The 18188-nt window shown below is 62.1% G+C and carries 25 protein-coding genes and 1 riboswitch; of the genes, 4 read left to right on the top strand and 21 right to left on the bottom strand.

Annotation, left to right across the window (positions count from 1 at the left end; genetic code table 11):
• Positions 1 to 7: 7 nt before the first annotated feature.
• From RLDS_RS51960 to RLDS_RS51925, 10 genes are all read right to left on the bottom strand, one after another.
• The gene (locus tag RLDS_RS51960) at positions 8 to 850 is read right to left on the bottom strand and encodes a hypothetical protein (protein WP_021228379.1); all 843 of its coding nucleotides are present in this window, start codon (positions 848 to 850) and stop codon (positions 8 to 10) included.
• Entirely contained in the window at positions 847 to 1416 is a 570-nt protein-coding gene (locus RLDS_RS51955) for a DUF5983 family protein (protein WP_021228378.1), read from the bottom strand. Before RLDS_RS51955 ends, RLDS_RS51960 begins: the two co-directional genes overlap by 4 nt.
• Before the next feature lie 66 nt (positions 1417 to 1482).
• Positions 1483 to 3525 carry a sensor histidine kinase gene (locus RLDS_RS51950; RefSeq protein WP_236616935.1) on the bottom strand — a complete coding sequence of 681 codons (2043 nt, stop codon included), beginning with the start codon at positions 3523 to 3525 and terminating at the stop codon, positions 1483 to 1485.
• Entirely contained in the window at positions 3464 to 3877 is a 414-nt protein-coding gene (locus RLDS_RS0129015; RefSeq protein WP_021228375.1) for a hypothetical protein, read from the bottom strand. The genes RLDS_RS51950 and RLDS_RS0129015 overlap by 62 nt, the downstream gene beginning before the upstream one ends.
• A 24-nt stretch (positions 3878 to 3901) precedes the next feature.
• The gene (locus RLDS_RS51945) at positions 3902 to 4984 is read right to left on the bottom strand and encodes a DUF5983 family protein (protein ID WP_021228374.1); all 1083 of its coding nucleotides are present in this window, start codon (positions 4982 to 4984) and stop codon (positions 3902 to 3904) included.
• A 15-nt stretch (positions 4985 to 4999) separates the two neighbouring features.
• Complete coding sequence (locus RLDS_RS56410; protein WP_021228373.1) at positions 5000 to 5176, bottom strand: hypothetical protein; 177 nt, start codon at positions 5174 to 5176, stop codon at positions 5000 to 5002.
• Positions 5173 to 5460 carry a hypothetical protein gene (locus tag RLDS_RS51940; RefSeq protein WP_021228372.1) on the bottom strand — a complete coding sequence of 96 codons (288 nt, stop codon included), beginning with the start codon at positions 5458 to 5460 and terminating at the stop codon, positions 5173 to 5175. Before RLDS_RS51940 ends, RLDS_RS56410 begins: the two co-directional genes overlap by 4 nt.
• 137 nt (positions 5461 to 5597) lie before the next feature.
• Entirely contained in the window at positions 5598 to 5909 is a 312-nt protein-coding gene (locus tag RLDS_RS51935; RefSeq protein ID WP_021228371.1) for a hypothetical protein, read from the bottom strand.
• A 25-nt stretch (positions 5910 to 5934) separates the two neighbouring features.
• On the bottom strand, positions 5935 to 6369 hold the full coding sequence (locus RLDS_RS51930; protein ID WP_021228370.1) for a DUF4262 domain-containing protein: 435 nt from the start codon (positions 6367 to 6369) through the stop codon (positions 5935 to 5937).
• A 52-nt stretch (positions 6370 to 6421) separates the two neighbouring features.
• A complete protein-coding gene (locus tag RLDS_RS51925; protein ID WP_021228369.1) occupies positions 6422 to 7687 on the bottom strand; it encodes a hypothetical protein in 1266 nt (421 codons plus the stop codon).
• A 207-nt stretch (positions 7688 to 7894) separates the two neighbouring features.
• Here RLDS_RS51925 and pyrE point away from each other — a divergent pair, with 207 nt between their 5' ends.
• A complete protein-coding gene (pyrE, locus tag RLDS_RS51920; RefSeq protein ID WP_021228367.1) occupies positions 7895 to 8458 on the top strand; it encodes an orotate phosphoribosyltransferase in 564 nt (187 codons plus the stop codon).
• A gap of 98 nt (positions 8459 to 8556) precedes the next feature.
• On the opposite strand, the gene RLDS_RS51915 is transcribed toward pyrE, so the two are convergent.
• The 8 genes from RLDS_RS51915 to RLDS_RS51885 form a co-directional block, all read right to left on the bottom strand.
• Entirely contained in the window at positions 8557 to 8937 is a 381-nt protein-coding gene (locus RLDS_RS51915) for a response regulator (RefSeq protein ID WP_021228366.1), read from the bottom strand.
• On the bottom strand, positions 8934 to 9335 hold the full coding sequence (locus RLDS_RS51910; RefSeq protein ID WP_021228365.1) for a response regulator: 402 nt from the start codon (positions 9333 to 9335) through the stop codon (positions 8934 to 8936). Before RLDS_RS51910 ends, RLDS_RS51915 begins: the two co-directional genes overlap by 4 nt.
• 376 nt (positions 9336 to 9711) lie before the next feature.
• Positions 9712 to 10551, bottom strand: coding sequence for a hypothetical protein (locus tag RLDS_RS51905; RefSeq protein WP_021228364.1), 840 nt, complete (start codon positions 10549 to 10551; stop codon positions 9712 to 9714).
• Between the two features lie 160 nt (positions 10552 to 10711).
• Positions 10712 to 10888 carry a YegP family protein gene (locus RLDS_RS51900; protein ID WP_084515015.1) on the bottom strand — a complete coding sequence of 59 codons (177 nt, stop codon included), beginning with the start codon at positions 10886 to 10888 and terminating at the stop codon, positions 10712 to 10714.
• A 183-nt stretch (positions 10889 to 11071) separates the two neighbouring features.
• A complete protein-coding gene (gene crcB / locus RLDS_RS51895; RefSeq protein WP_021228362.1) occupies positions 11072 to 11461 on the bottom strand; it encodes a fluoride efflux transporter CrcB in 390 nt (129 codons plus the stop codon).
• 26 nt (positions 11462 to 11487) lie between these two features.
• Positions 11488 to 11549: riboswitch (Fluoride riboswitch) on the bottom strand.
• 58 nt (positions 11550 to 11607) lie between these two features.
• Positions 11608 to 12093 carry a hypothetical protein gene (locus RLDS_RS54790; RefSeq protein ID WP_021228361.1) on the bottom strand — a complete coding sequence of 162 codons (486 nt, stop codon included), beginning with the start codon at positions 12091 to 12093 and terminating at the stop codon, positions 11608 to 11610.
• 85 nt (positions 12094 to 12178) lie between these two features.
• The gene (locus RLDS_RS51890; protein ID WP_021228360.1) at positions 12179 to 12391 is read right to left on the bottom strand and encodes a hypothetical protein; all 213 of its coding nucleotides are present in this window, start codon (positions 12389 to 12391) and stop codon (positions 12179 to 12181) included.
• An 86-nt stretch (positions 12392 to 12477) separates the two neighbouring features.
• Positions 12478 to 13674: a hypothetical protein gene (locus RLDS_RS51885; protein ID WP_021226100.1), complete on the bottom strand. Its 1197-nt coding sequence runs from the start codon at positions 13672 to 13674 to the stop codon at positions 12478 to 12480.
• A gap of 188 nt (positions 13675 to 13862) precedes the next feature.
• On the opposite strand from RLDS_RS51885, the gene RLDS_RS51880 reads away from it, so the two are divergent.
• Genes RLDS_RS51880 through RLDS_RS51870 form a run of 3 tightly spaced genes read left to right on the top strand, consistent with a single transcriptional unit; the run spans position 13863 to position 16483 of the window.
• Positions 13863 to 15593, top strand: a complete 1731-nt coding sequence (locus RLDS_RS51880) for an ABC transporter ATP-binding protein (protein WP_021228359.1) — start codon at positions 13863 to 13865, stop codon at positions 15591 to 15593.
• Positions 15577 to 15942 carry a hypothetical protein gene (locus RLDS_RS51875; RefSeq protein WP_236616934.1) on the top strand — a complete coding sequence of 122 codons (366 nt, stop codon included), beginning with the start codon at positions 15577 to 15579 and terminating at the stop codon, positions 15940 to 15942. The genes RLDS_RS51880 and RLDS_RS51875 overlap by 17 nt, the downstream gene beginning before the upstream one ends.
• Complete coding sequence (locus RLDS_RS51870) at positions 15923 to 16483, top strand: type II toxin-antitoxin system VapC family toxin (RefSeq protein ID WP_021228357.1); 561 nt, start codon at positions 15923 to 15925, stop codon at positions 16481 to 16483. Before RLDS_RS51875 ends, RLDS_RS51870 begins: the two co-directional genes overlap by 20 nt.
• 21 nt (positions 16484 to 16504) lie before the next feature.
• Here the strand turns inward: RLDS_RS51870 and RLDS_RS51865 are convergent, their stop codons facing one another.
• The 3 genes from RLDS_RS51865 to RLDS_RS51855 are packed head-to-tail and all read right to left on the bottom strand — an operon-like array spanning position 16505 to position 18185.
• Positions 16505 to 16789 (bottom strand): hypothetical protein, encoded by a 285-nt coding sequence (locus tag RLDS_RS51865; RefSeq protein ID WP_236616933.1) that lies wholly within the window; start codon positions 16787 to 16789, stop codon positions 16505 to 16507.
• A gap of 17 nt (positions 16790 to 16806) precedes the next feature.
• Positions 16807 to 17865, bottom strand: a complete 1059-nt coding sequence (locus tag RLDS_RS51860) for a deazapurine DNA modification protein DpdA family protein (protein WP_021228355.1) — start codon at positions 17863 to 17865, stop codon at positions 16807 to 16809.
• Positions 17844 to 18185, bottom strand: a complete 342-nt coding sequence (locus RLDS_RS51855) for a hypothetical protein (protein ID WP_021228354.1) — start codon at positions 18183 to 18185, stop codon at positions 17844 to 17846. Before RLDS_RS51855 ends, RLDS_RS51860 begins: the two co-directional genes overlap by 22 nt.
• Between the last annotated feature and the right edge of the window lie 3 nt (positions 18186 to 18188).

The raw sequence follows: 18188 nt of genomic DNA, 5'->3' as shown, positions 1-18188 counted from the left end.
GGGGAATTCAGGCGGCGATCGCAGCCGGAAGAATGATGGGTCCAGCATTGCGCCAGTCATGACCGGCCGCTTCGAGCGCGTCGGCCACAAGAGTGAACTGGTGATCGCGGTCATCGTGGAGGATACCGAGCGCGCAGGGGTCGGCCATCACCTGGCTGAGCAGATCAGCTCGATAGGCGTCGAAATCCTGCCCGGCCCCGAACGGTTCTTCGCAGGTGATCCAGAGCGACGCCTCGATCTCGCGGATCAGCGCAGCCGCGCGGTCGAGCATCGGATCGTGGAACAGCGAGCGGCGGCGCAGCAGAAGTTCCGGTTCCCAGCGAGGCCCATCGGGCTGGTCGATTTGCCGTGCGGCAGCCTGCCAGCCGGTTTGCGACAGCGCTTCGGGCGGCAGGAAGGCGAAGACATCGTTGAACCAGCGCATTTGGTGCATGCAATGGATCCGCGCGCCGATAGCGTCGCGTCGGTCCAGCGCATCGGGATGCTCGGCCTCGAGCGCCGCTTCCAGTTCGGCGGGTATCAGCGCTATGAAGCAGGCACTCAGCTGCGGATCGGGAACGGCGCGGGACGCATAAAGTTCGGCCAGCGAGACTGGTGAAGGGACGGGAGCTGGAGCTTCGACAAGGGCGGACGCGACCGCGTGCCAGAGCGCATCGGGATAATCGGCCAGGGCGACGACATGTTTGAGCGTGCCACTGTCGTCCGCGTCGATCAGGTTGAGGCGCGCGCCACTGCGGATCGACGCAATGGATGCGGGATCGAAAAGAGCGACCTGCAAGGCCGAGCGCTCGAGGCTGCTGAGCGCGACATGGGTGACAGGGTGGTCGATGGAGGCCGATGGCATGGTCATGCTGCAATCTCCGTGGTTTCAAGGATCTCCACGACCAGTGTCGTGTCGTTCTCGCAGGCTTCGCAAAAGGCTGCGTCGAACACCGAGCCCAGCACCCAGTCCTGGGTGTGATCGTCCCAGCAGGCCCAGGCGTCGCGCATCACATCCGCGCTGCCGCAAGAGGCGCAGCGCACGGTCGTCCCGGCCACAGGCCTCGCGGTGGCCACCGGTTCGGCAAGGTCGCCGGATTGCGTTGCCGCTATTTCCGTAGTTGCGGGAAAGACCGGAAATCGATCGCAGGGCGGTTCGTCGCGGTCGAAGCTGATCCAGTTGGCGCCGGTCGTGCGGGCGTGGGTCAGCAGAGCCCAGATCTCAGGGGAAAGGTCGTCGGGGCGCTCCGGCCAGTCATCGAGCAGGCCAAGATGGATCCAGAAGCCATATTGGTGTGGCTCGATCGACAATAGCGGATGATCGACAATGAGGCGGCCGCCGCTTCGGCGTGCGTTCCGGATCAGACCGTCAATAGTGTCGCGCTCGGCAAGGGGAAGATGCGCCGTCGAGCAGGCGCAAACGGGGAAGCGGCGCATGGCCGGTCTCCTTCATTGGGGCGGCGGATAGGAGTAGCGGGAGCGCCAGACACTCCCGCCGGCGGTTCAGTTCGAGAGGAAATCCACGGTGAAAGCGTCGCGCTCAGCGTGGATGACGATCTTGCGATTCTGCGGGATCAGCCAGGTCAGATGCTCCCGTGCGTTTATACTGATGGCCTCAAGGACGGCTGCGTCTTCTCCGAGAAGAATCCGTGTCGCTTCCTGCCGGGCATCGCGCTCGAACGTATATGACTGGGTTTCCCAACTATCGCTGTCGCCATCGTCGATCGAACAGAATAACGTCGCGTAGATCAAGCGCCCCAGGCGGTCCGGTTTCATGCCGCCCTCGTGCGTTGCGAGAATGATGGCTTCTTCGAGATCCCAACCTCCATTGCGACAGACAAGAGCCGGGATTTCGACGGAATGGATGCTCCGCAACGCACCCTCGTGCCTGGTATTGGCGACGATCAGCTCGGCCACGATTCTGTCGACGAGGCCGGAAGCCAAATCAGCGGGCAGGCAGGTCTCGTCATCATAATGATATTCAGCACCATCACGGTGAATGCGAAGGGAGGCCTGCTCTATGATCGGCACTTCGTCGTACCAGGCATAGCCTTGTAGTGAGCTTTCCGCTTCGACCAGGTGAAAATCTTGAAGCGGCATCTTGTCTCGAGCGAGCGCCAGAGCTTGAGCGATGTCGGGGTCCGTCGTGGGAACAATCAGCATTGCGCCTTGAGGAGCCATGATTGCGCTGGCGCGTCCATGGCAGTCGTCGGCCGTTTCCGGGCGCCACATTGAAAGCCCGGAGCGGGCCTCAGGAAGTGCAACGCCAAGTTCGTGCGCCCGTCTCCAGGCGGAGAATGGGAGGCGATGATCGGGCTGGGTGGCGATGAATTTGTATAGGGCCCGTTCCGCGGCTTCGCGAAGAACCTTCAGTGCGGTGCTTTCGATAACGTCCTTGCGGGCCGGGAGTACCAGATGGATTTCAGGCGCGTCGACAATATCGATCCGGACGGCCCAGTGGTCGAAGCTGTCCTTGACTTCGCGAATGGTGGGCAAGGGGCATTTGACACGCAAACCGTGAAAGTTGATGCGGCGGCCATCTTGCCAGTCAGGGTCGAGATTGTAGCCGCCGATACGGCAGCCGCAGGCGTCATCGACCAGCAGCGCATCCTTGAGGAAATCCTCCCGCGGCTGCAACACCCCGTTCATCGTCATCGGCAAGGGAAAGTGGAGCGCGATATCCGCGACAATGCTGTGTAAACCGAAATGCCAGTCATCGGGCATTTCGATCGAGATCAGCGTGCCCCAGCCGATCGTGCCTTGTTCAAGGGCAAGCGGTGCGCCGCTGTCCCATGCCTGGGCCGGTATGCGCACTTTCCATGCCGTGCCGGCGGATGGCGAAAAGGACTGGATTTCGACGGAGCGGCCGGCAAGGCTGAACATGCCCATGCCGGCGGGGTCTTCGGACCGTGCGATGTCATGGTCCCAACCGGAATGTCCGAGCAGCAGCAGGGCGGCCGGATCGTCGATGCCGCAACCATCGTCGCGAACATGAAGGGAGAAGCGGCCGTCCTGCCGGGTGAGATCGATGGCGATGCGCGTAGCACCGGCCCGCCGCGCATTCTGGCACAGCTCCTGGAAACAGTCGCGGCTATCCCCCGAGAAAAGGCGAGATGCGCGGCGGATCGCGTCCTGGCTGACGGCCGTCTGGATGGTGGCGGGAAGAGGCATGATCATCTCCGGTCTCGACGACGGACCGTCTGTCCGCCTCCCTTGCGCCGCCCCCTCCCCCTTCATCCCGGTTTGCGGATGCCAGTTGGGCAAGACGGTTGCCGCCGGGATGACCGTCCTGCAAAGGGAGGGTGATGAGCCAATCAAACGATGTGAAACTGCGCGACCTTGTGCGGCGATTGCCCGACTGGATGCGAAAGGATCTGGCCTCGAGCGATGCGACAAGGCGGGAGCGCGCGGAAGATGCCCTCCATGTGATGCTGCTGTCGTTGCTGGAGGGTAGCGCCGATGGCGCATGATGTGGTGGGACGCGCTAGCGGGCAGCATGATCGTCGGCGAGGAAAGTCGACCAATCCCCATATAGGATGCCGCCATATTCGATGAGATCGTCGATCACGTTGAACTGCCAGTCGCAAAGCGGCCCATGACCGTTACTGACGCCGCTGGCTTGCCACTGCGCCATGACCTCCGGGAAAAAGCGTTCAATGACATCCGGGGCCGCGGCGAATTTCAGATGACACATATAAGTCACATGGATCGAGGCGAGCGGTCCGATAACGGGGCCATCGCTGCCCCAGTCCTCCATCTGCTCGTCGGGCGTGGCGCGGCCATGGTAGAGCCGAAGATAAAGCTTGCCTCGTTCCAGCGGTAGGGCGGGAAGTGGCGGCGGTGTCTGCGCACTGGCCGAGCAGCTGGGTGCCGCGGCGCGCTCAAGCGTTCCCATCATCGGGATTTCCTTTAGAGTGTGGGATCACCAGTCGTGGACCGGCAAATCATCCGAGCGGTCACCGTCGCAATCGAGCAGCAGGAACTGGAAGCCTCGGCTCCTGCCGAAGGCCATCAAGCGCAGCAGGTCTGCCGGCAGTTGCGCCTGGCGCGCTTCTTCGAGCGACCGCGTGGGCACGAACCAGCCGTAGACGGAGGCGGCGATGTCGATCGGCCGCTCGGTCGGCGGCCAGGATGCCCAGCCATCGAGAAGGCCGGCGGTCTGGACCGTGAGATGCGCGGTCGAGAGCACACAATAGCGTCCCATTTCCACCGGTTCCGAAGTGCTGGTTGCCTTGAGACCTGGCGGCACAACCTGCAGCTGGTCCTTTGCGCATCCGTCCGACGGATGTCCGTCGAAATAAACGGCGATCACCGTCTCATCATCCAGCGTGGCGGGATCGCGTTCATCGCCGGTTTCTTTCCACCAATCCCGGCACCACGCGGCGATTTCCGCGTCCAGCGTGGCCGCATCGATGGCGGCATGGATATTGGTGCCATAGCGGTGCTCGATAGCGGCGGCATGAAGATGGACCGGCCAAGGCAAGGGCGATCGTTCGATTCGATCCTCGGCGCCGCGGATTTCCGCGATCAACTGGGTCCGTGCATGGTTTGCGAGGTCATCGGGATATTCGATGGCGGAGCGTGCCCGCGCCAAAAGGGCGAGGTGATCCTGGCAGCTGGCTGTATCTGTCGGTGCCGACGATGCCGCTTCTCCAATGCCGGTTGGCGGAGCCTGTTCAGCATCCTGTCCCGTCATATCGGAGTGCAGGACCGGGTGGTGCGGATGGGTCCAGTCGACATTCTCGACCATCCATCGGCCTATATAGGCCCAGTCGCAACCGAAGGGGCAATCGTCATCGACGTCCTGCCATGCGCGTTCGATCTTAGGGGTCCAGCTGAGTACAATGGGACGTAGGGAATCAGCTCCAATCCTGTCGAATGCCCTATGGATGGCGAGGGCACGCTGGAGGGCATCGGGATCGGTGGGAGGCCGGTCGCGAAAGTTCAGGACCGTTTCCCAAAGGCAGGCGGCGATTTCGAGACGGAATGAGGCATGGCTGGTCATGGGCTGGATCCTGCTTCAGGCTGCGCGGCGTTGATTGTCGGTGCAAAGCCCGAGATCGGCGGCCATCAGCGTCTCGATCCGCGGTGCGAGGCTATCGAAGGCTGCGTTGAGATCGATGCCGGATATGCGATGGCTGGCCTCGCCAGGACCATGATCGATCTGAAGCATCGGCGGAACAAGACGCGCGGTCATTTCAGGGAAATGGCGTGCAGGATGATGGCCTCGACACGCCGCGAGACGAGATTGAGCCGCGCCGCCAGGCCGCAATGCATGGCGAGATAGCGCTCGAACCAGCGGTTCGGCGCCAGCACGTCGGCGAGCCGGGTACAGGGCTGTCGTCCGGCCGGTGTCACGGCATGAAGAATGACCACACGATGACGACGGAGGGGAGTGAGCTGGTCCAGCGGGACAAGGACGCGGTAGCTGTAAAGCGGAGCCTGCCCGCCGATGCGGGCCCTGCAGGTGATCATATCCATCGGTGGGTTTCCTTCACATGGGCGCGCAATGCTGCTCGCGGTTTCCCACACACCCCCTCCCCCTCCGCTCCGCTTCGCGGTCCGCCGAGCGGTCTGGAAACTCTGCAGAAATGGGCCGGATTGGGCTGAAGCGGATGTCAGCTCTCGGCCTCGCCGCCATGGCAAGCTGCGTTGTCGTAGATGGGCCTGTCGCCCGGCCGCCATGGGATGGGATGCCAGATGCGGCCGTTATAGCTGATGCGGCCGACGATGACGCCGTCGCGCATGAGTTCGGCTTCCGGGAAAGCGCTGGCGCCAAGGCCGGTCTGATCGCGGCGTTCGCAATAGCCGCGCGACGCATGCTCAAGCGTTTCCACCAGGAGGTTGGGATATCCGGCTTGCCTGACGATCAGGGACACCGGCTTTTGCTGGCCTGGTTCGGTATATGTGATTTTCGTGGTCGGGCGCATGGCTGCGTTCCTCAATGGCAGGGCATCATGGGCGGGGAACGTCGTAACGAGGGTCGCATCCTGGCTCGCCGGGATAGAAGCCCATCGGATCGGGCAGGAGGAGCTGAACGACGGCATATTCATCATGGCCGAGAAAGCGCCCAACCTGGATGGTGAATGCGGTGCGAGCCTCAGCCCCGGCAAGGCGGGGACGGATCGGGAAAGCGCCGCCGATATCGATATCCTTGTCGGGCACATGGTCCGTCTGGCGCATTCGCTGGCCCACTTCGTTGAGAACCGATGCCATCAGGATCGGCGCGAAATTTCCGATAATCAGCAGCTCGGGGAGGCCCGGGCGCGCGTTGCCGATCGTGTAGGCAAAGCCCGCATTGTCGGCGTCGGGGAAGATTGCGAAGATATGCTGCCCCGTCCTGTCGATGTTGGATTGAATGATGGCCCTGCCGGTCGTGGGGATGATCATGATGGGTTTCCAATCTCGCGATGCGAGCCCGCGTCGCGTGGTCGAAGAGAGGTCAATAGCGCGGGATCGCGGAGGCGAAGCGGCGCAGCATCGCCGCCATATGCTTGCGCAAATGCGCCTTGTTGGAGATGATCGCTTCCGGCTTGAGCAGGTCGCCCTGCGGCGTCATGAAGCCGGTTGCGGACGTTCCGTCTGTGAGCTCGACGACGATCTGATGGCCGCGCGGGCGGACGGGACCGCCATAGCGGGCGATAAATTCGCCAAGGCGGCCGGAGAGCCCCTGGGCGACCTTCGTCCAGCAGATATGCCCGCCGGCCATGATTTCGCCGGTATCGAGCCCACGATCGATCCAGGCGCGAAACTGGCCGCGTTGCTGGATCACCGAGTTTCGCGTCCGCTCCATCGTGCGGCAGAGGGGAAGGAGAGCGGCGTGATGGTCGATCCAGTCGAGATCATCGCCGTCTGCAACGACCAGAATATCGTCGGGATCGACATCGGCGAGCAGGACAGGCAAGGGGTTCTGCGCACATTCCGTTTCGGCATTGCCGACGCTATCCCAAAGGCAAAATCCCTGGCCGGGAACGGCAAGGATCATTGTCATGTCCTGATGGCCTGACCGGGACTGGAACATGGCAGGAAGCGCAAGGCCTGCATCCGCGGCGGCAGTCGCACCTATGATCAATAGGCGCCTGGACCATCGCGTGGGACGCGGCGCATCTGTCGGGAAAGGCCAACTGCTTGGAAGCGGCCGGGACATCGGCTGGACAGAGGCGGTTCGTGGTTCACGCTGCGTGGCGGCCGCGGCGGCGGCATAGGCGCGCCGCGCGGCATCGAACGGATCGTCGAAGCAGCCATCGCCATCGCGAAAGCCCTGGGCATAGGCGCTGTCGAGGGGATCAGCGCTAGCGCCAGACGAAGTATGGAAGCATCGGCGCGGCTCCCAGCCTGATATTGCTGCGATACTGCCATCCGCATAGTAAACCGCGTCGTCCCAGTCATAGCCATGGCGTACGGAGGCCTGGAGGATGAAATGATCGCGCGCGTCGGCCTTCCCTTCGGCGATGCGGCGTTCGACGAAGGCGAAATTCCTGCGCTTCCGCTCGCGCTCCCCTTCCTTGCGGATGGCGTCGTTGAGGGGGCGAAGCGCCGCGACGCGCTCGCGAATGCGGGCCATCCGGTCCTGGGCTGGCGCCTCGTTCGGAAGATCGGGGAAGTCAGCCCATGCGAGAGCGAGTTGCTCTGCATGATATTCGGGGCGGCCCCGCGCGACCCAGCATCGCGCGTCGGCGGGATCGAAGGCTGTCGAAGCTTCAATCATGGCGGAAGGCCTCGGCACCGGAGGAAGGCAGCGACGGCCCGCAACCATGCTGGACGGAATTTTTGAGAGGATTGTCATGCATGCGCGATCTCCTCGAGGATCACGCCATCTCTCCCCCTCTTCTCCAGGGATCGGATCATGACGGGCGTGGTTGGGATCGGCATGCGACGGATTCGCCGTGCCATCTGACGACGGATCGCAGCGACGGTGGTCCTGCTGGCGACCGCGACGCGGTTATGTCATTGTCCGGTCGTGATCGATCCGTCGCTTTCCGAGGCCGTCAAAGCCGTTGCTTCGTTGCAGGGGGCGTTTCGCCTGCGATCGGGGCAGACCTCATCGACATATTTCGACAAGTATCGCTTCGAGGCTGACCCGGCGCTGCTAAGGCACGTGGCGGCCGAGATGGTCTCGCTCTTGCCCGAGGGCAGTGAGGTTCTTGCCGGACTTGAGCTTGGCGGCGTGCCGATCGCAACCGCCATGTCGCTTGAGACCGGGCTGCCGGCCGCTTTCGTAAGAAAGAAGGCAAAGGATTATGGCACCTGCCAAGCCGTCGAAGGTGGCGACATCGCGGGCAAGCGCGTGGTGCTTGTCGAAGATGTGATCACGACCGGCGGCGCGGTCGCGGACGCCGCCCGGCTGATCGAGGAGGCAGGCGCGCAGGTGATCGCTGTGGTCTGCGCCATATGGCGGGGAGATGGACCACCCGCAATTGCCGCTGCGCCCGGCCTTCCAGTCTTTGCTGCGATGCAGAAGGGTGATCTTCTCGACTGACGATGTCGGACTGCTCAGTCGAGATGACGGCTATGTCGACGATAAGCCGGCCGGCAGGTGAACAACGGGCTATGATGTGGCTGGCGCAGTTTATCGGTCTATGTGCGACCACGTTCTCTGCCCGCGACAGCGCGGCGGATGCGATCCAGCACAAGCTGGTGATCATAGGGCTTGGTCACCGACGGTTCGCTCTCGCACAAATCCCCGGCCTTTTTCGTGGCCGTCTCGAGCGTACCAGCGAGAATGACATCTATCGCAGGGCGCTCCTTTCTGATCCAGGACGCAAGGGCAAAGCCATCCTCATCCGTTCCCCCAATTTCGGCCAGAACGAGATCGATGGAGGCGTTGACGTCAGTAAGGAACATGCGCGCTTCGGCGATGCTCGTGGCTTCGATCACCCTAAACCCGCATTCACGAAGGTAAGCCGCGAGTGCCGTGCGCACCAGAATATCGGCTTCCACCAGCAGAAGGCTTGTCATTCGGTGTCCTGTGGCTCCAGACCTAAGGTCGAGAATATCAGTGTTCTGGCGTCCTTCACAGCATAGGGTTTCGCGATGAACGGGATCCCGGGATCGAGGCTGTCGACCGGGATTGCGCCCGAAGTGACAATAACGGGAATCCTGGGTTCCGTTTTGCTGATCCTGTGTGCCAGACCAATACCGTCCATCGAGCCGGGCATCTGCACATCTGTAAAGACAAGGTCGACAGGTGCGTTCGACTGGCAATAGGTCAGCGCTTCGTCGGCGTTCGATGCTTCGATCACCGTCATGCCTTCCTCGCGGAGATCGTCTGCCAGGAAGGCTCGAAGCAACGGATCATGGTCGACAACGAGAATGTGGAGCTGCCGAAGATCTTCGGCGACGGATGGTATCACCACTACAGTCCCCCTATGCGCCTTTTCGCTTTGCTCTGCCGGGTGAACGATTCACGCGCTGATTGGTCCCCGACTGAACGAATTTATTTTGGCGGGGCTGGAACCATTTGCCGCAAGGGCGTGTGATAGCCATCCAGGGGCCTGGCTATCGACGTTACAGAATAGGGAACGACGCGAATCGACGTCTATTTCAGCATGTTGGCTGGTCTCCTGACGGCGGCTGCAGCATGGAGTCACCGTCAGGAGTGGAGGCCATATGCTGCTTTGAAGCCGCGGCCCGGCGCGCGCATAGGCGGGAAGCCGGTGACAGGCCAGAGCATCGGGTTCATCCGTCGACGGATGGAGGCCGTGATGCGACGTGAAGATTGCGGGCGTGCGATCAGGTCTTGCCCGAGGGCTTCTGCACGATCGACATCGCCAGCACGCCGTGGCGCATGATATATTCGAGAATACGCATCGGCATCGGTTGATGGAGCGGCGCGCCGTCGTCGCAGAGCCTGCCGTCCTCCATCCATCCGCCAATGAATATAGTGATGAGGGGGCCGTCGGAATTATCCTTGTGCCAGACGGATCCGATGCGTTGGCCCTGCTGCTTGGGTCTTATGCCGCAGGTGCCGGTGGGGCGCTTCGGCAGGGGAAAGTCCGAAGGCCCCATGATCGCGCGCAACGGCTGGAAACGCGGATCGCCGGCGAGACAGCGCCGCAACGAACGGACGGATCCGGAAACGAGAAAATAGTGATCGAGGGATGCAGGCTCGAAGCCGACGATCGGATGCGGCGGCGTGTCCCATAGCTCGAGAAGCCTGTCCACATCGCTTGTTGGCGGGGCGAGGCTGTCGATATCGGTCCCGCGCAAGGGTATGACGGGAATATCGAGCGCGGCCATGATGATCGCGGGTTCGACCGAAGAACTGATCGCGAGAAAGTCGCTATAATGGGAGGCTGCCTCGCGGATGAGGAGCCAGGCCCTGCCGAAGGCAGGGTGGCGGATCGCATCGGGAAAACCGGCGCGCAAACCCAGCAAAGCCGCCGGATTCATCGAGGGCAGGATGACCTGGAGTTCGGTGAGGATTGCCCGATCGACCGCCTGCGCAATGGCCGCCCTGTCCTCGCCGTAGCGTTCAGCAGCAGCCACATTCGCCTGGGCCACATTGAGGAAGAAATGCGAGAAGATATCCTGTTCGAAGGGCGCGCCGTCGAAGCTGTAACGATCGGTCATAGGCTAAAGCACTAAAGGCCTCCCGCGCTCAAAGGATGGACATGGCCGAACGTGGCCGGCACGCCGCCTTGCCATTTGATTGTGGATATAGCGGTCATAGGCATCAACCAGGGCAAGGTGTCGCTTGGGAAAGTTGGTGCCGAACCCTGGCGCCGGGCCTTTAGCTATTGTCCTCGATGGGCGCTTCAGGGCCATTTTTCTTGATCGAGTCGATCGCATTCTTCGCCGAGGCTTTGCTGCTGTAGCCCTCGGTCGAGAACAATATCTCGGCATTGTACCTGAAGCGTACGCGAAACTCGCCAGCCTTGTCCTTATAGATTTCGAACTTGTGCGCCATGTTGCGTGGCCCTTCTCCCAGACAATGGTCGAACAAGTCTACAGCCGGAACGATCGCTTGCAAGCCGATCGGCATGTCTGCCGACAAGATCGAGGGTCCTGGACACCGGGCGAAGCGTAGACCGCCTCTGCGCGTAGAAGACCAATTGAGGTCGGCGTGGCACAAGGCGTTCGCCTCATGGCCTCAGAGAGCGGGCGGCGCGTGCAGGAAGCGGATCAGCCAGTGTGCGGCAAACAGGGCCGCGATCGATAGCAGGATCGAAGCGGTCACATAGGTTACGGCCAGAAGCGGCTGGCCCCGTTCCCACAGCAGCACGGCTTCGAGGGAGAATGTCGAGAAGGTTGTGAAGCCGCCGATGACGCCGGTTGTCAGGAACAGGCGCACAGACGGGGGAAGACCGGTCTTGAGTGCCCAATATTCCGCAACGAGGCCGATGAGGAAGGAGCCGACGATGTTGATGGCGAGCGTTCCGAAAGGAAAGGCTGCGCCAAAGCATCGCAGGGCCAGAAGGCCGACGGCATGGCGCAGCATGCCTCCGATACCAGACCCCACGAACACCAGAAGATAACCCACGCACGCCTCCTTCTGCGCCCGGGAGCGCGAAAGCAGGCGTCATCAGCAATAGCGCGGTTTTGAGGGAGACACCATTCCCTTCGGTATCGGGATAGCAATGCTGACCATCGTCGGCAAGAAGGTGCCGCAACTGGCGAGAAGATGCCTTAACCGGCGGCTTTGCCGGAACCGGCAAGGGGGCGGCCGGCCGCATCATAGCGATCGGGATTGGCTGCCTCGACATGCCATCCGAACATGGCGCCGGCTTGCATGGCTGCGATCGCGGCGGGCCTCGCATTGAAACTGGCATTGAACGTATCGACGGCGATGAGCGAAGGCATCGGCCAATAGCCGGTCTCGCCGCGCTTGATGATGATGGTCTCGCCGGTCTCCGGATGAGGACAGGCGCACATATCTGGAAGTTTTTCCAGATTGGTGAGACGCCGCGCCGCGTTGTCGAGGCGAAGCCTGGGCAAGTCCCAGAGCCAGGATGGCCCGAACTGGTTGCGGATCATGCGAAGCGATGCGCTATTTGGCTCCCGTTCGTCATCGCCGTTCATCCATTTAAGAGTGAGCGCGTCCTTCCAGCGCCGGCCATGACGCGCGCGGAAATCGAGCAGCGCGCGCCACATGCAATCGTCGGGTTCTTGCATGATGATGTCCTTGATCGGGACCGGCCACTCCGCCGCACGATGCGCCGGAGAGGCTGGCTATGGCCGACTTGATCGCAGATGAGCGTCAGGCGGACCGGACGGTGGCGGTGCGACGGAGATCGGGAATGCGCGCATTATCGTAGACGCTGTTCACCGACATATGCAGCGCCTGCTGCTGCGCGCTGAACCATGTCGCGGCAGGGATCCGATATGTCTCGGTGGCGAAAGGGTCCGACCCGCTGAAAAAGGCGACGTCGACGGTGAATTCCTGGAGAGGGGCGGATTTGTGGGGACGCATGAGGGCATCCTTTCATGAGAAAGGGCATCCTGGCGCGGGACCAGGATGCCGGACTGGAAAGGGAAGAAGCGGACGAAGGCCGGACGTCAGAGCGCCTGTTCGAGGAGCTTTCGGGCCTTGGTTTCCAGTTCGAGGCGGCTGTCCTGATGGGGCTTTGTCCGGGCGAGCGCGGTTATGCCCTGCACGAAATCATAGATGGATTCAGGCGGCCGGCCTTCCTCGGCGAGCACCGTCTGGATGATCTTCGTGGTTTCGGCCTTCGAGAAGCCGCGCCTGCGCAGGAAAGGCTCGCGATCTTCGTCCTTGCGCGCCACGATCCGTTCGCGGGCGGCCTTGATGCCGGAGATGAAATGCGACGGCGAGGAATTCGCGAAATGCTCGAGTGCCGGAGCGGCCTGATGGGCAAAACGGGCGCCGGCGAATTTCGAGTGACGGATGTTGACTTCCTCGAAATTCTCGACACCCCAAAGGCATCTGTTCGCGCATACTCCGCGCAAGTAAAATGTCGCGATGCCGAGCGTTTTCGAGCCGACCTCGCTGTTCCAGGCATAAAAGCCGCGAAAGTACAGGTCAGGATCGCCATTTGGCAGTTTTCCTGCCTCGATCGGATGCGTATCATCGACGAGGAACAGGAAAATATCTCTGTCCGATGCGTAGAGTGTGGTCATCTCCTTGGTGATATCCACGTGGGGATTGTAGGTCATGCTGCCCCACTGGATTGTGCCAGGCACCTTCCAGCGCGTATCGCCGACACCATCACCGGCAAAGGCCATTACAGCCTGGACCAGTTCCCAGTCGAAAATGCGCCCATATTCGGAACCGGTAGCAGCGCGCAGTTCGGTTCTGCCATTGTCCGTCTGCAGCAGTTTGACCTGCTCGCCGCGGTGGGTCATGAGCCCATGTTGCAGGTTGATGCCCGCAAGGGCCGCTGGAAGCTGGCGCAGATAGGAAGCCGGTGCCCCAACGAGGCTCGCCACCTGGCCGAAGGACCAGTTGGTCGGCGCCAGGGGGCGATCATCGCCGGGCGCCATCAGCATCAGGCGTTCGGGATTGTCACTTTTCGCCTCGACCCGGATCGCGCGGCTTTCGACGATGCGCGTGGTCGCCCGGTCCGCGCGGCCACGAACGGCATCATAGAGGCTGGTGAGCGAGAGATATTTCTCATCGTCGGGCCGGGAGAACCATTCCGACGATACGCGGCTGCTCATTCGGCCACGCGAGACATCGATGCGATAGGGGGCGGATGCGGGGGGCGCTTCGTTCATGCGGGCAAGGGTCGCCATGGGAACCATCTCCTTGAGATAGAGGAACGACGGGACGATCCACGTCTCCCGTCACATTCCCGCCCCTCCCTTCCCTTTCCGGCGTCTCGCGATCCCGGCTTCGCAACAGCCTGATTTGCCGCTAGGATAAAGGCCGCGTTCCGAATCTTCCTTCTGGCTCTTCCATCGATCGCCAGGAGGCCATTAAAGTGACAACGTTCGGCATATTGGTCCGGCTGAGGCGGCTGATGCTGTCTGCGGACCTCGGTGCCAGGCGAAGCCTGACGGAGGCTTTTGCCCTGGAAACCCTCGTGATCGCGATGGGCGTCGCCGGTCCCTATGCGCTCAAGCTGCTGATCGACACGCTGGCCGGACCAGTGGGACCGCCCATGCAATTGTTGTTGTACATCCTGCTGTTCGTGGGATGCTGGGCGGCCGCCGCCATCCTGGAAACGGCCAGGCTTTCCTGCACCGCGAAAATGGTCGATGCACTGGCGCGGCAGCTTAAAACCCATGCGCTTGGCGCCGCCCTGCCTCGAATCACGGCGGCACGCGACAGCCGGAGCGGACGCGTTCCCGGCATGCTGGAGCGATTGCCCTATAGCCTGACGCTGGTCGTGGAAGGATTGATCTGGCGGCTGGGGCCCGTGTTCCTCCAGGCTCTCGCCAGTCTTGCGGTGATCGCCAGCCTGATCGAGCCTCGCTATGTCCTGATCCTCGGCATGACGCTTTTGGGGTTCCTCGGGGCGACCTGGATGGGCGCGGCACGCCACCGTGTGCATGCCGACGCGACCAATGCGGCTGCATCGCATGTGTCCCGCACGATCAGCGACATCGTGCGCAATGCCCGCCGTGTCATCCTCAACGGCGCTCTCGACCGCGAACTCCACTATGTGGGCAGGACATTAAGCGCGAAGCGGCAGGCCAGCGCGGCCATGTACCATTCGCTGACTGTCATGGCGGCGCTGCAGTTCTGCATCGTGGGGGCCGGGCTTGTGGCGCTGCTCATGCTGGCCGGTCTCGATGTCGGCAAGGGGCGAATGACGGCGGGCGAATTCGTGCTGTTGCAGACCTATGCCTTCCGACTGACGGTTCCGCTGAGTTCGCTGGGCTATATTCTGGCTCAGGCCGGTGTCGCGATCGCCAACATTCGCGACGTTCTGGCATTGACGAATGCCGAGGATGAGCGGGGTTCCTGGCAGCCCGACCGCTTTGCCAACGCCGATCTCGCCGCCGAAAATCTCAGCTTCCGCTATGATGATGGCCTGCCCGCCCTCGCCGGGATTTCGCTGCATATCGCCTCAGGCCGATTCGTCGCCATTGTCGGCCCGAACGGGTCGGGCAAGTCCACGCTTGCCCAAATCCTTGCCGGCGTGCTCGCACCTGCCGCGGGAAGAGTTGAAATTGCAGGGGTCGATATTGCGACGATCCCCTGGGGCGAGCGTCATCGCTATATTCTTTACGCCCCGCAGTTCATCGGCCTGTTCAACCGGTCGTTGCGGGAAAACATCCTCTATCCCCCGGCGAACCAGCCCATCAGCGACGTCGAGGAACTTCTTCATGTCTGGCGCTTCCACGAACCTGGAAGACCGATCGACTTCGATATGGAATTGGGGGAACAGGGCGAACGCCTGTCGGGAGGCCAGATCCAGAAGCTGGAGCTTGCGCGCCTGGCGGGGGTGGACGTGCCGGTCTTGATCCTGGATGAAAGCACGTCCGCGCTCGATCCGCGCAGCGAGGCCGATGTGATCGCGAGGCTGCGGGGCAGGACCAATAGCGCGACGACGCTCATCATGATCACCCATCGGCTGGCGACAGCGAAGGGTGCCGACCAGGTCCTTTTCATGAATGGCGGTGAGCTGGTCGGCAGCGGAACGCATGCGGAGCTGATGAGGCGATGCGTGACCTATCAGGATCTCTGGCTTGCTCCGCAAGAATGATGCTGGCAGGCCGCTTCCCGCCAACGCCTTGCATGTTTTACAAAATGGCCTATATGTTCAACGCAAGGAGTTTCCGATGGCGACGAAGCACGAAGATCATTTGTCCCTGAGACATGAAGCGGTCGTGGCCGCCGCGAAAGCGGCAGGCTTGCTGTCAGGCACGAACAGCGCCGTCGGCGCGCGCGTGCCGCGTGAACTCATCAATCGCGCCAAGATGCGCAGCGGGATTGCCTCGACCACAGATCTCGTCGAATATGCTCTTGCCAAAGTGGCGCTCGAGGATGATTTCGGCGCCAGGCTGGTAGGCCGGAAGGGTTCCATTCCTGCGGATGTTGCGCTTGGGATTTGATCGCAAGGCGTCGCTACGCAGGATCAGGCCGCAGCGGCGGGCAGCAAGACTGACACGGCGGTCCGAAGAGGAATTGCCGCTCGTTCACAAGGCAGCCGTCGTCGGCCGGGAGCTCCTGCTTGACACCTGCGTCTATATCGACGTGCTTCAGGGCAAGACGTCTCTCGAAGTAGACCGCTTGCTGGAAAACCGGATCGTCAACCATTCAGGCGTGGCGCTTGGTGAAATGACCCATCTGATGGGTGCGCTCGATCCGGCCGACAAGCGCACAGCGTCTGTTCTCAAGATGCTGGGGCGAACGATCGACGATATTCCCGAGCATCGCCTGAGCGTGCCCTCTTCGCGTGTGTTCGGCGAGGCAGGCATGCTGGCAGGAATGGCAACACGCCTTTCCGGTCAGCCGCATTCCATCGCGCTGCTCAACGATGCCCTACTGTTTCTTCAGGCTGCGGCGACAGGTTGCGATCTGCTGACGGGAAACCGGCGCGATTTCGATTTTCTGGATCAACTCATGCCGGGGACGGGCCTGATCCTCTACTGACCGCTGGTTCACCTATTCGTGTCACGTTTCATCGCGCAGGATGGAATAGACGTCATCACCGTATAGGCGCGCGGCCTGGCAGCTTTCATCCCAGAAATGCGTTCCGGCGCGGAGGCGAGCGGCCACCCAGAGTCCGGTGTCCAGGTTGCGCCAGATGCCGATGGCGGTCCACAGTCCGTGCGGAGAATATTCAAACCAGAGTTGGCGACCGAGCTGGCCGCATTTCATCTGAAATGCCCAGCCGCGACGGTGGCGCTCGGCCCTCACCTCGTTCCCCGCATATAGACCGGGCACGATGCGTTCCATGCTTTCGCCGTGGCGGATCATCGAGAGTCCCCGGCGGATTCAAGCGGTTCGGCCTGGAAGATGTCGGCTGCCCATTGCGCGATCCACGGTTCGGAAATTTCGTCGTGCGACAGTTGCCCCTCTTCGATCAGCGTCCGGATTTCGGCGCGCGCCTGTGCAATCGCCTTCTCCCATGGATCGCGTGGCGGTCGGTCATCGGGGCCGAGCGGCAGCTCGCCCTGTATGGGCGCGGGAGTGCGGGCGGATCGCGCATATTGGCGGCGCGCCCATCTTTCCACATGATCGGCGACGAAGGCGTCGGTCTTGGAGATGCCGCGCTGGCGCGCCTCGATTCTGCTGGCTAGCCCGAATGCCTGGCTGTCTGTCGACGCGACACGATGTTCGAGCCCGCGGAGCTTGCTGAGGGCCGTGCCTTTTATGCCGAACCCGTGAATCATCGTCTTGGCGCCGAGAATGCGATCGAGATGCTCGAAGATGGCGATCACCCCATCGCTGCCGCCTACGGGTCTGCGGCACATGGAGCCGATACCAATCAGAGGTACCGCGTCGATGATATCGCTCAGCGCATCGATGCAATTTTCATAATCGCCTGCGACCCGGCCTTGTATTACCGGCATGAAGCGATGGGCAATGCCGCGGTCATGAGCGCCGCGCCAGCAATCGCGGTTGACCCGGATGGTTCTCGAAATCCGGTCGCGCACCTCTTCGCGATCGGGTGCGATTTCGGGTTCGACGCAATAGTCCATGCTGGCGAACCAGCGGAACGGATAGCTTGCGGCGAGATCGAGATAGTCCTTAGTTGCCCAAGGATATGCGGAGTATCGCGACAAAGCCACGAATCCCGCACTGTCCAATGCAATGCGGGACAATCCGCCGGCATTTTTCAGTAAATCGAGGCGCCACCCCTGCCATTCAGGCCAGCCCTTGCTGCGATGCCAGCGCGAGAGCGCGTTCGCCGAGATGAGTGTCGGCACCTGCATGACACGGGCGCAGTTCAATATCGGCCCCTCGCGCAAGTGCGGAAGGCCGACCATGATCTCGATCGCCATGGGGCTCAGGCCGCGTGCCAGCAGCACCAGCGTTCTGCGGCCTGCCGAGCGCGGAGCAGGCCATGATGCGCGCTACACCATCTGCGGAAAGATGGATCGAGAGCAAGAGCGGGGTCACCGAGCTGACCGATCACATCCTGGACGAAGACATCGGCCGGATCCTTGCCGAGCCCGGCGCGCGCAGCGGTGATGGCCGTCTGAAGCCGCGCCGCCATCTCCTCGGCTTCCTCGATAGAAATATCCTCGACGGCGCGCATGCCGCCGCGTGGTCCGCAGATGGCAAGCGTTATGACTGTCATCCCGGCCGGCGTCCGGCTGAGCGCGGTGATATGGACATGATGGAACATGCC

Origin of the sequence: Sphingobium lactosutens DS20 (assembly GCF_000445105.1) — a bacterium.
Classification (GTDB): domain Bacteria; phylum Pseudomonadota; class Alphaproteobacteria; order Sphingomonadales; family Sphingomonadaceae; genus Sphingobium; species Sphingobium lactosutens.
Note: the sequence above shows the minus strand (reverse complement) of the source record. Positions and strands in the feature narration are given on the sequence as shown.

Bases quoted from the DNA above. Each gene is read 5' to 3' on its own strand.
- RLDS_RS51960 (WP_021228379.1), bottom strand. From the start codon at position 850: ATGACCATGCCATCGGCCTCCATCGACCACCCTGTCACCCATGTCGCG.
- RLDS_RS51955 (WP_021228378.1), bottom strand. From the start codon at position 1,416: ATGCGCCGCTTCCCCGTTTGCGCCTGCTCGACGGCGCATCTTCCCCTT.
- RLDS_RS51950 (WP_236616935.1), bottom strand. From the start codon at position 3,525: ATGGCGGCATCCTATATGGGGATTGGTCGACTTTCCTCGCCGACGATC.
- RLDS_RS0129015 (WP_021228375.1), bottom strand. From the start codon at position 3,877: ATGATGGGAACGCTTGAGCGCGCCGCGGCACCCAGCTGCTCGGCCAGT.
- RLDS_RS51945 (WP_021228374.1), bottom strand. From the start codon at position 4,984: ATGACCAGCCATGCCTCATTCCGTCTCGAAATCGCCGCCTGCCTTTGG.
- RLDS_RS56410 (WP_021228373.1), bottom strand. From the start codon at position 5,176: ATGACCGCGCGTCTTGTTCCGCCGATGCTTCAGATCGATCATGGTCCT.
- RLDS_RS51940 (WP_021228372.1), bottom strand. From the start codon at position 5,460: ATGGATATGATCACCTGCAGGGCCCGCATCGGCGGGCAGGCTCCGCTT.
- RLDS_RS51935 (WP_021228371.1), bottom strand. From the start codon at position 5,909: ATGCGCCCGACCACGAAAATCACATATACCGAACCAGGCCAGCAAAAG.
- RLDS_RS51930 (WP_021228370.1), bottom strand. From the start codon at position 6,369: ATGATCATCCCCACGACCGGCAGGGCCATCATTCAATCCAACATCGAC.
- RLDS_RS51925 (WP_021228369.1), bottom strand. From the start codon at position 7,687: ATGATTGAAGCTTCGACAGCCTTCGATCCCGCCGACGCGCGATGCTGG.
- RLDS_RS51915 (WP_021228366.1), bottom strand. From the start codon at position 8,937: ATGACAAGCCTTCTGCTGGTGGAAGCCGATATTCTGGTGCGCACGGCA.
- RLDS_RS51905 (WP_021228364.1), bottom strand. From the start codon at position 10,551: ATGACCGATCGTTACAGCTTCGACGGCGCGCCCTTCGAACAGGATATC.
- RLDS_RS51900 (WP_084515015.1), bottom strand. From the start codon at position 10,888: ATGGCGCACAAGTTCGAAATCTATAAGGACAAGGCTGGCGAGTTTCGC.
- RLDS_RS54790 (WP_021228361.1), bottom strand. From the start codon at position 12,093: ATGCAAGAACCCGACGATTGCATGTGGCGCGCGCTGCTCGATTTCCGC.
- RLDS_RS51890 (WP_021228360.1), bottom strand. From the start codon at position 12,391: ATGCGTCCCCACAAATCCGCCCCTCTCCAGGAATTCACCGTCGACGTC.
- RLDS_RS51885 (WP_021226100.1), bottom strand. From the start codon at position 13,674: ATGGCGACCCTTGCCCGCATGAACGAAGCGCCCCCCGCATCCGCCCCC.
- RLDS_RS51870 (WP_021228357.1), top strand. From the start codon at position 15,923: ATGTTGCGCTTGGGATTTGATCGCAAGGCGTCGCTACGCAGGATCAGG.
- RLDS_RS51865 (WP_236616933.1), bottom strand. From the start codon at position 16,789: ATGGAACGCATCGTGCCCGGTCTATATGCGGGGAACGAGGTGAGGGCC.
- RLDS_RS51855 (WP_021228354.1), bottom strand. From the start codon at position 18,185: ATGTTCCATCATGTCCATATCACCGCGCTCAGCCGGACGCCGGCCGGG.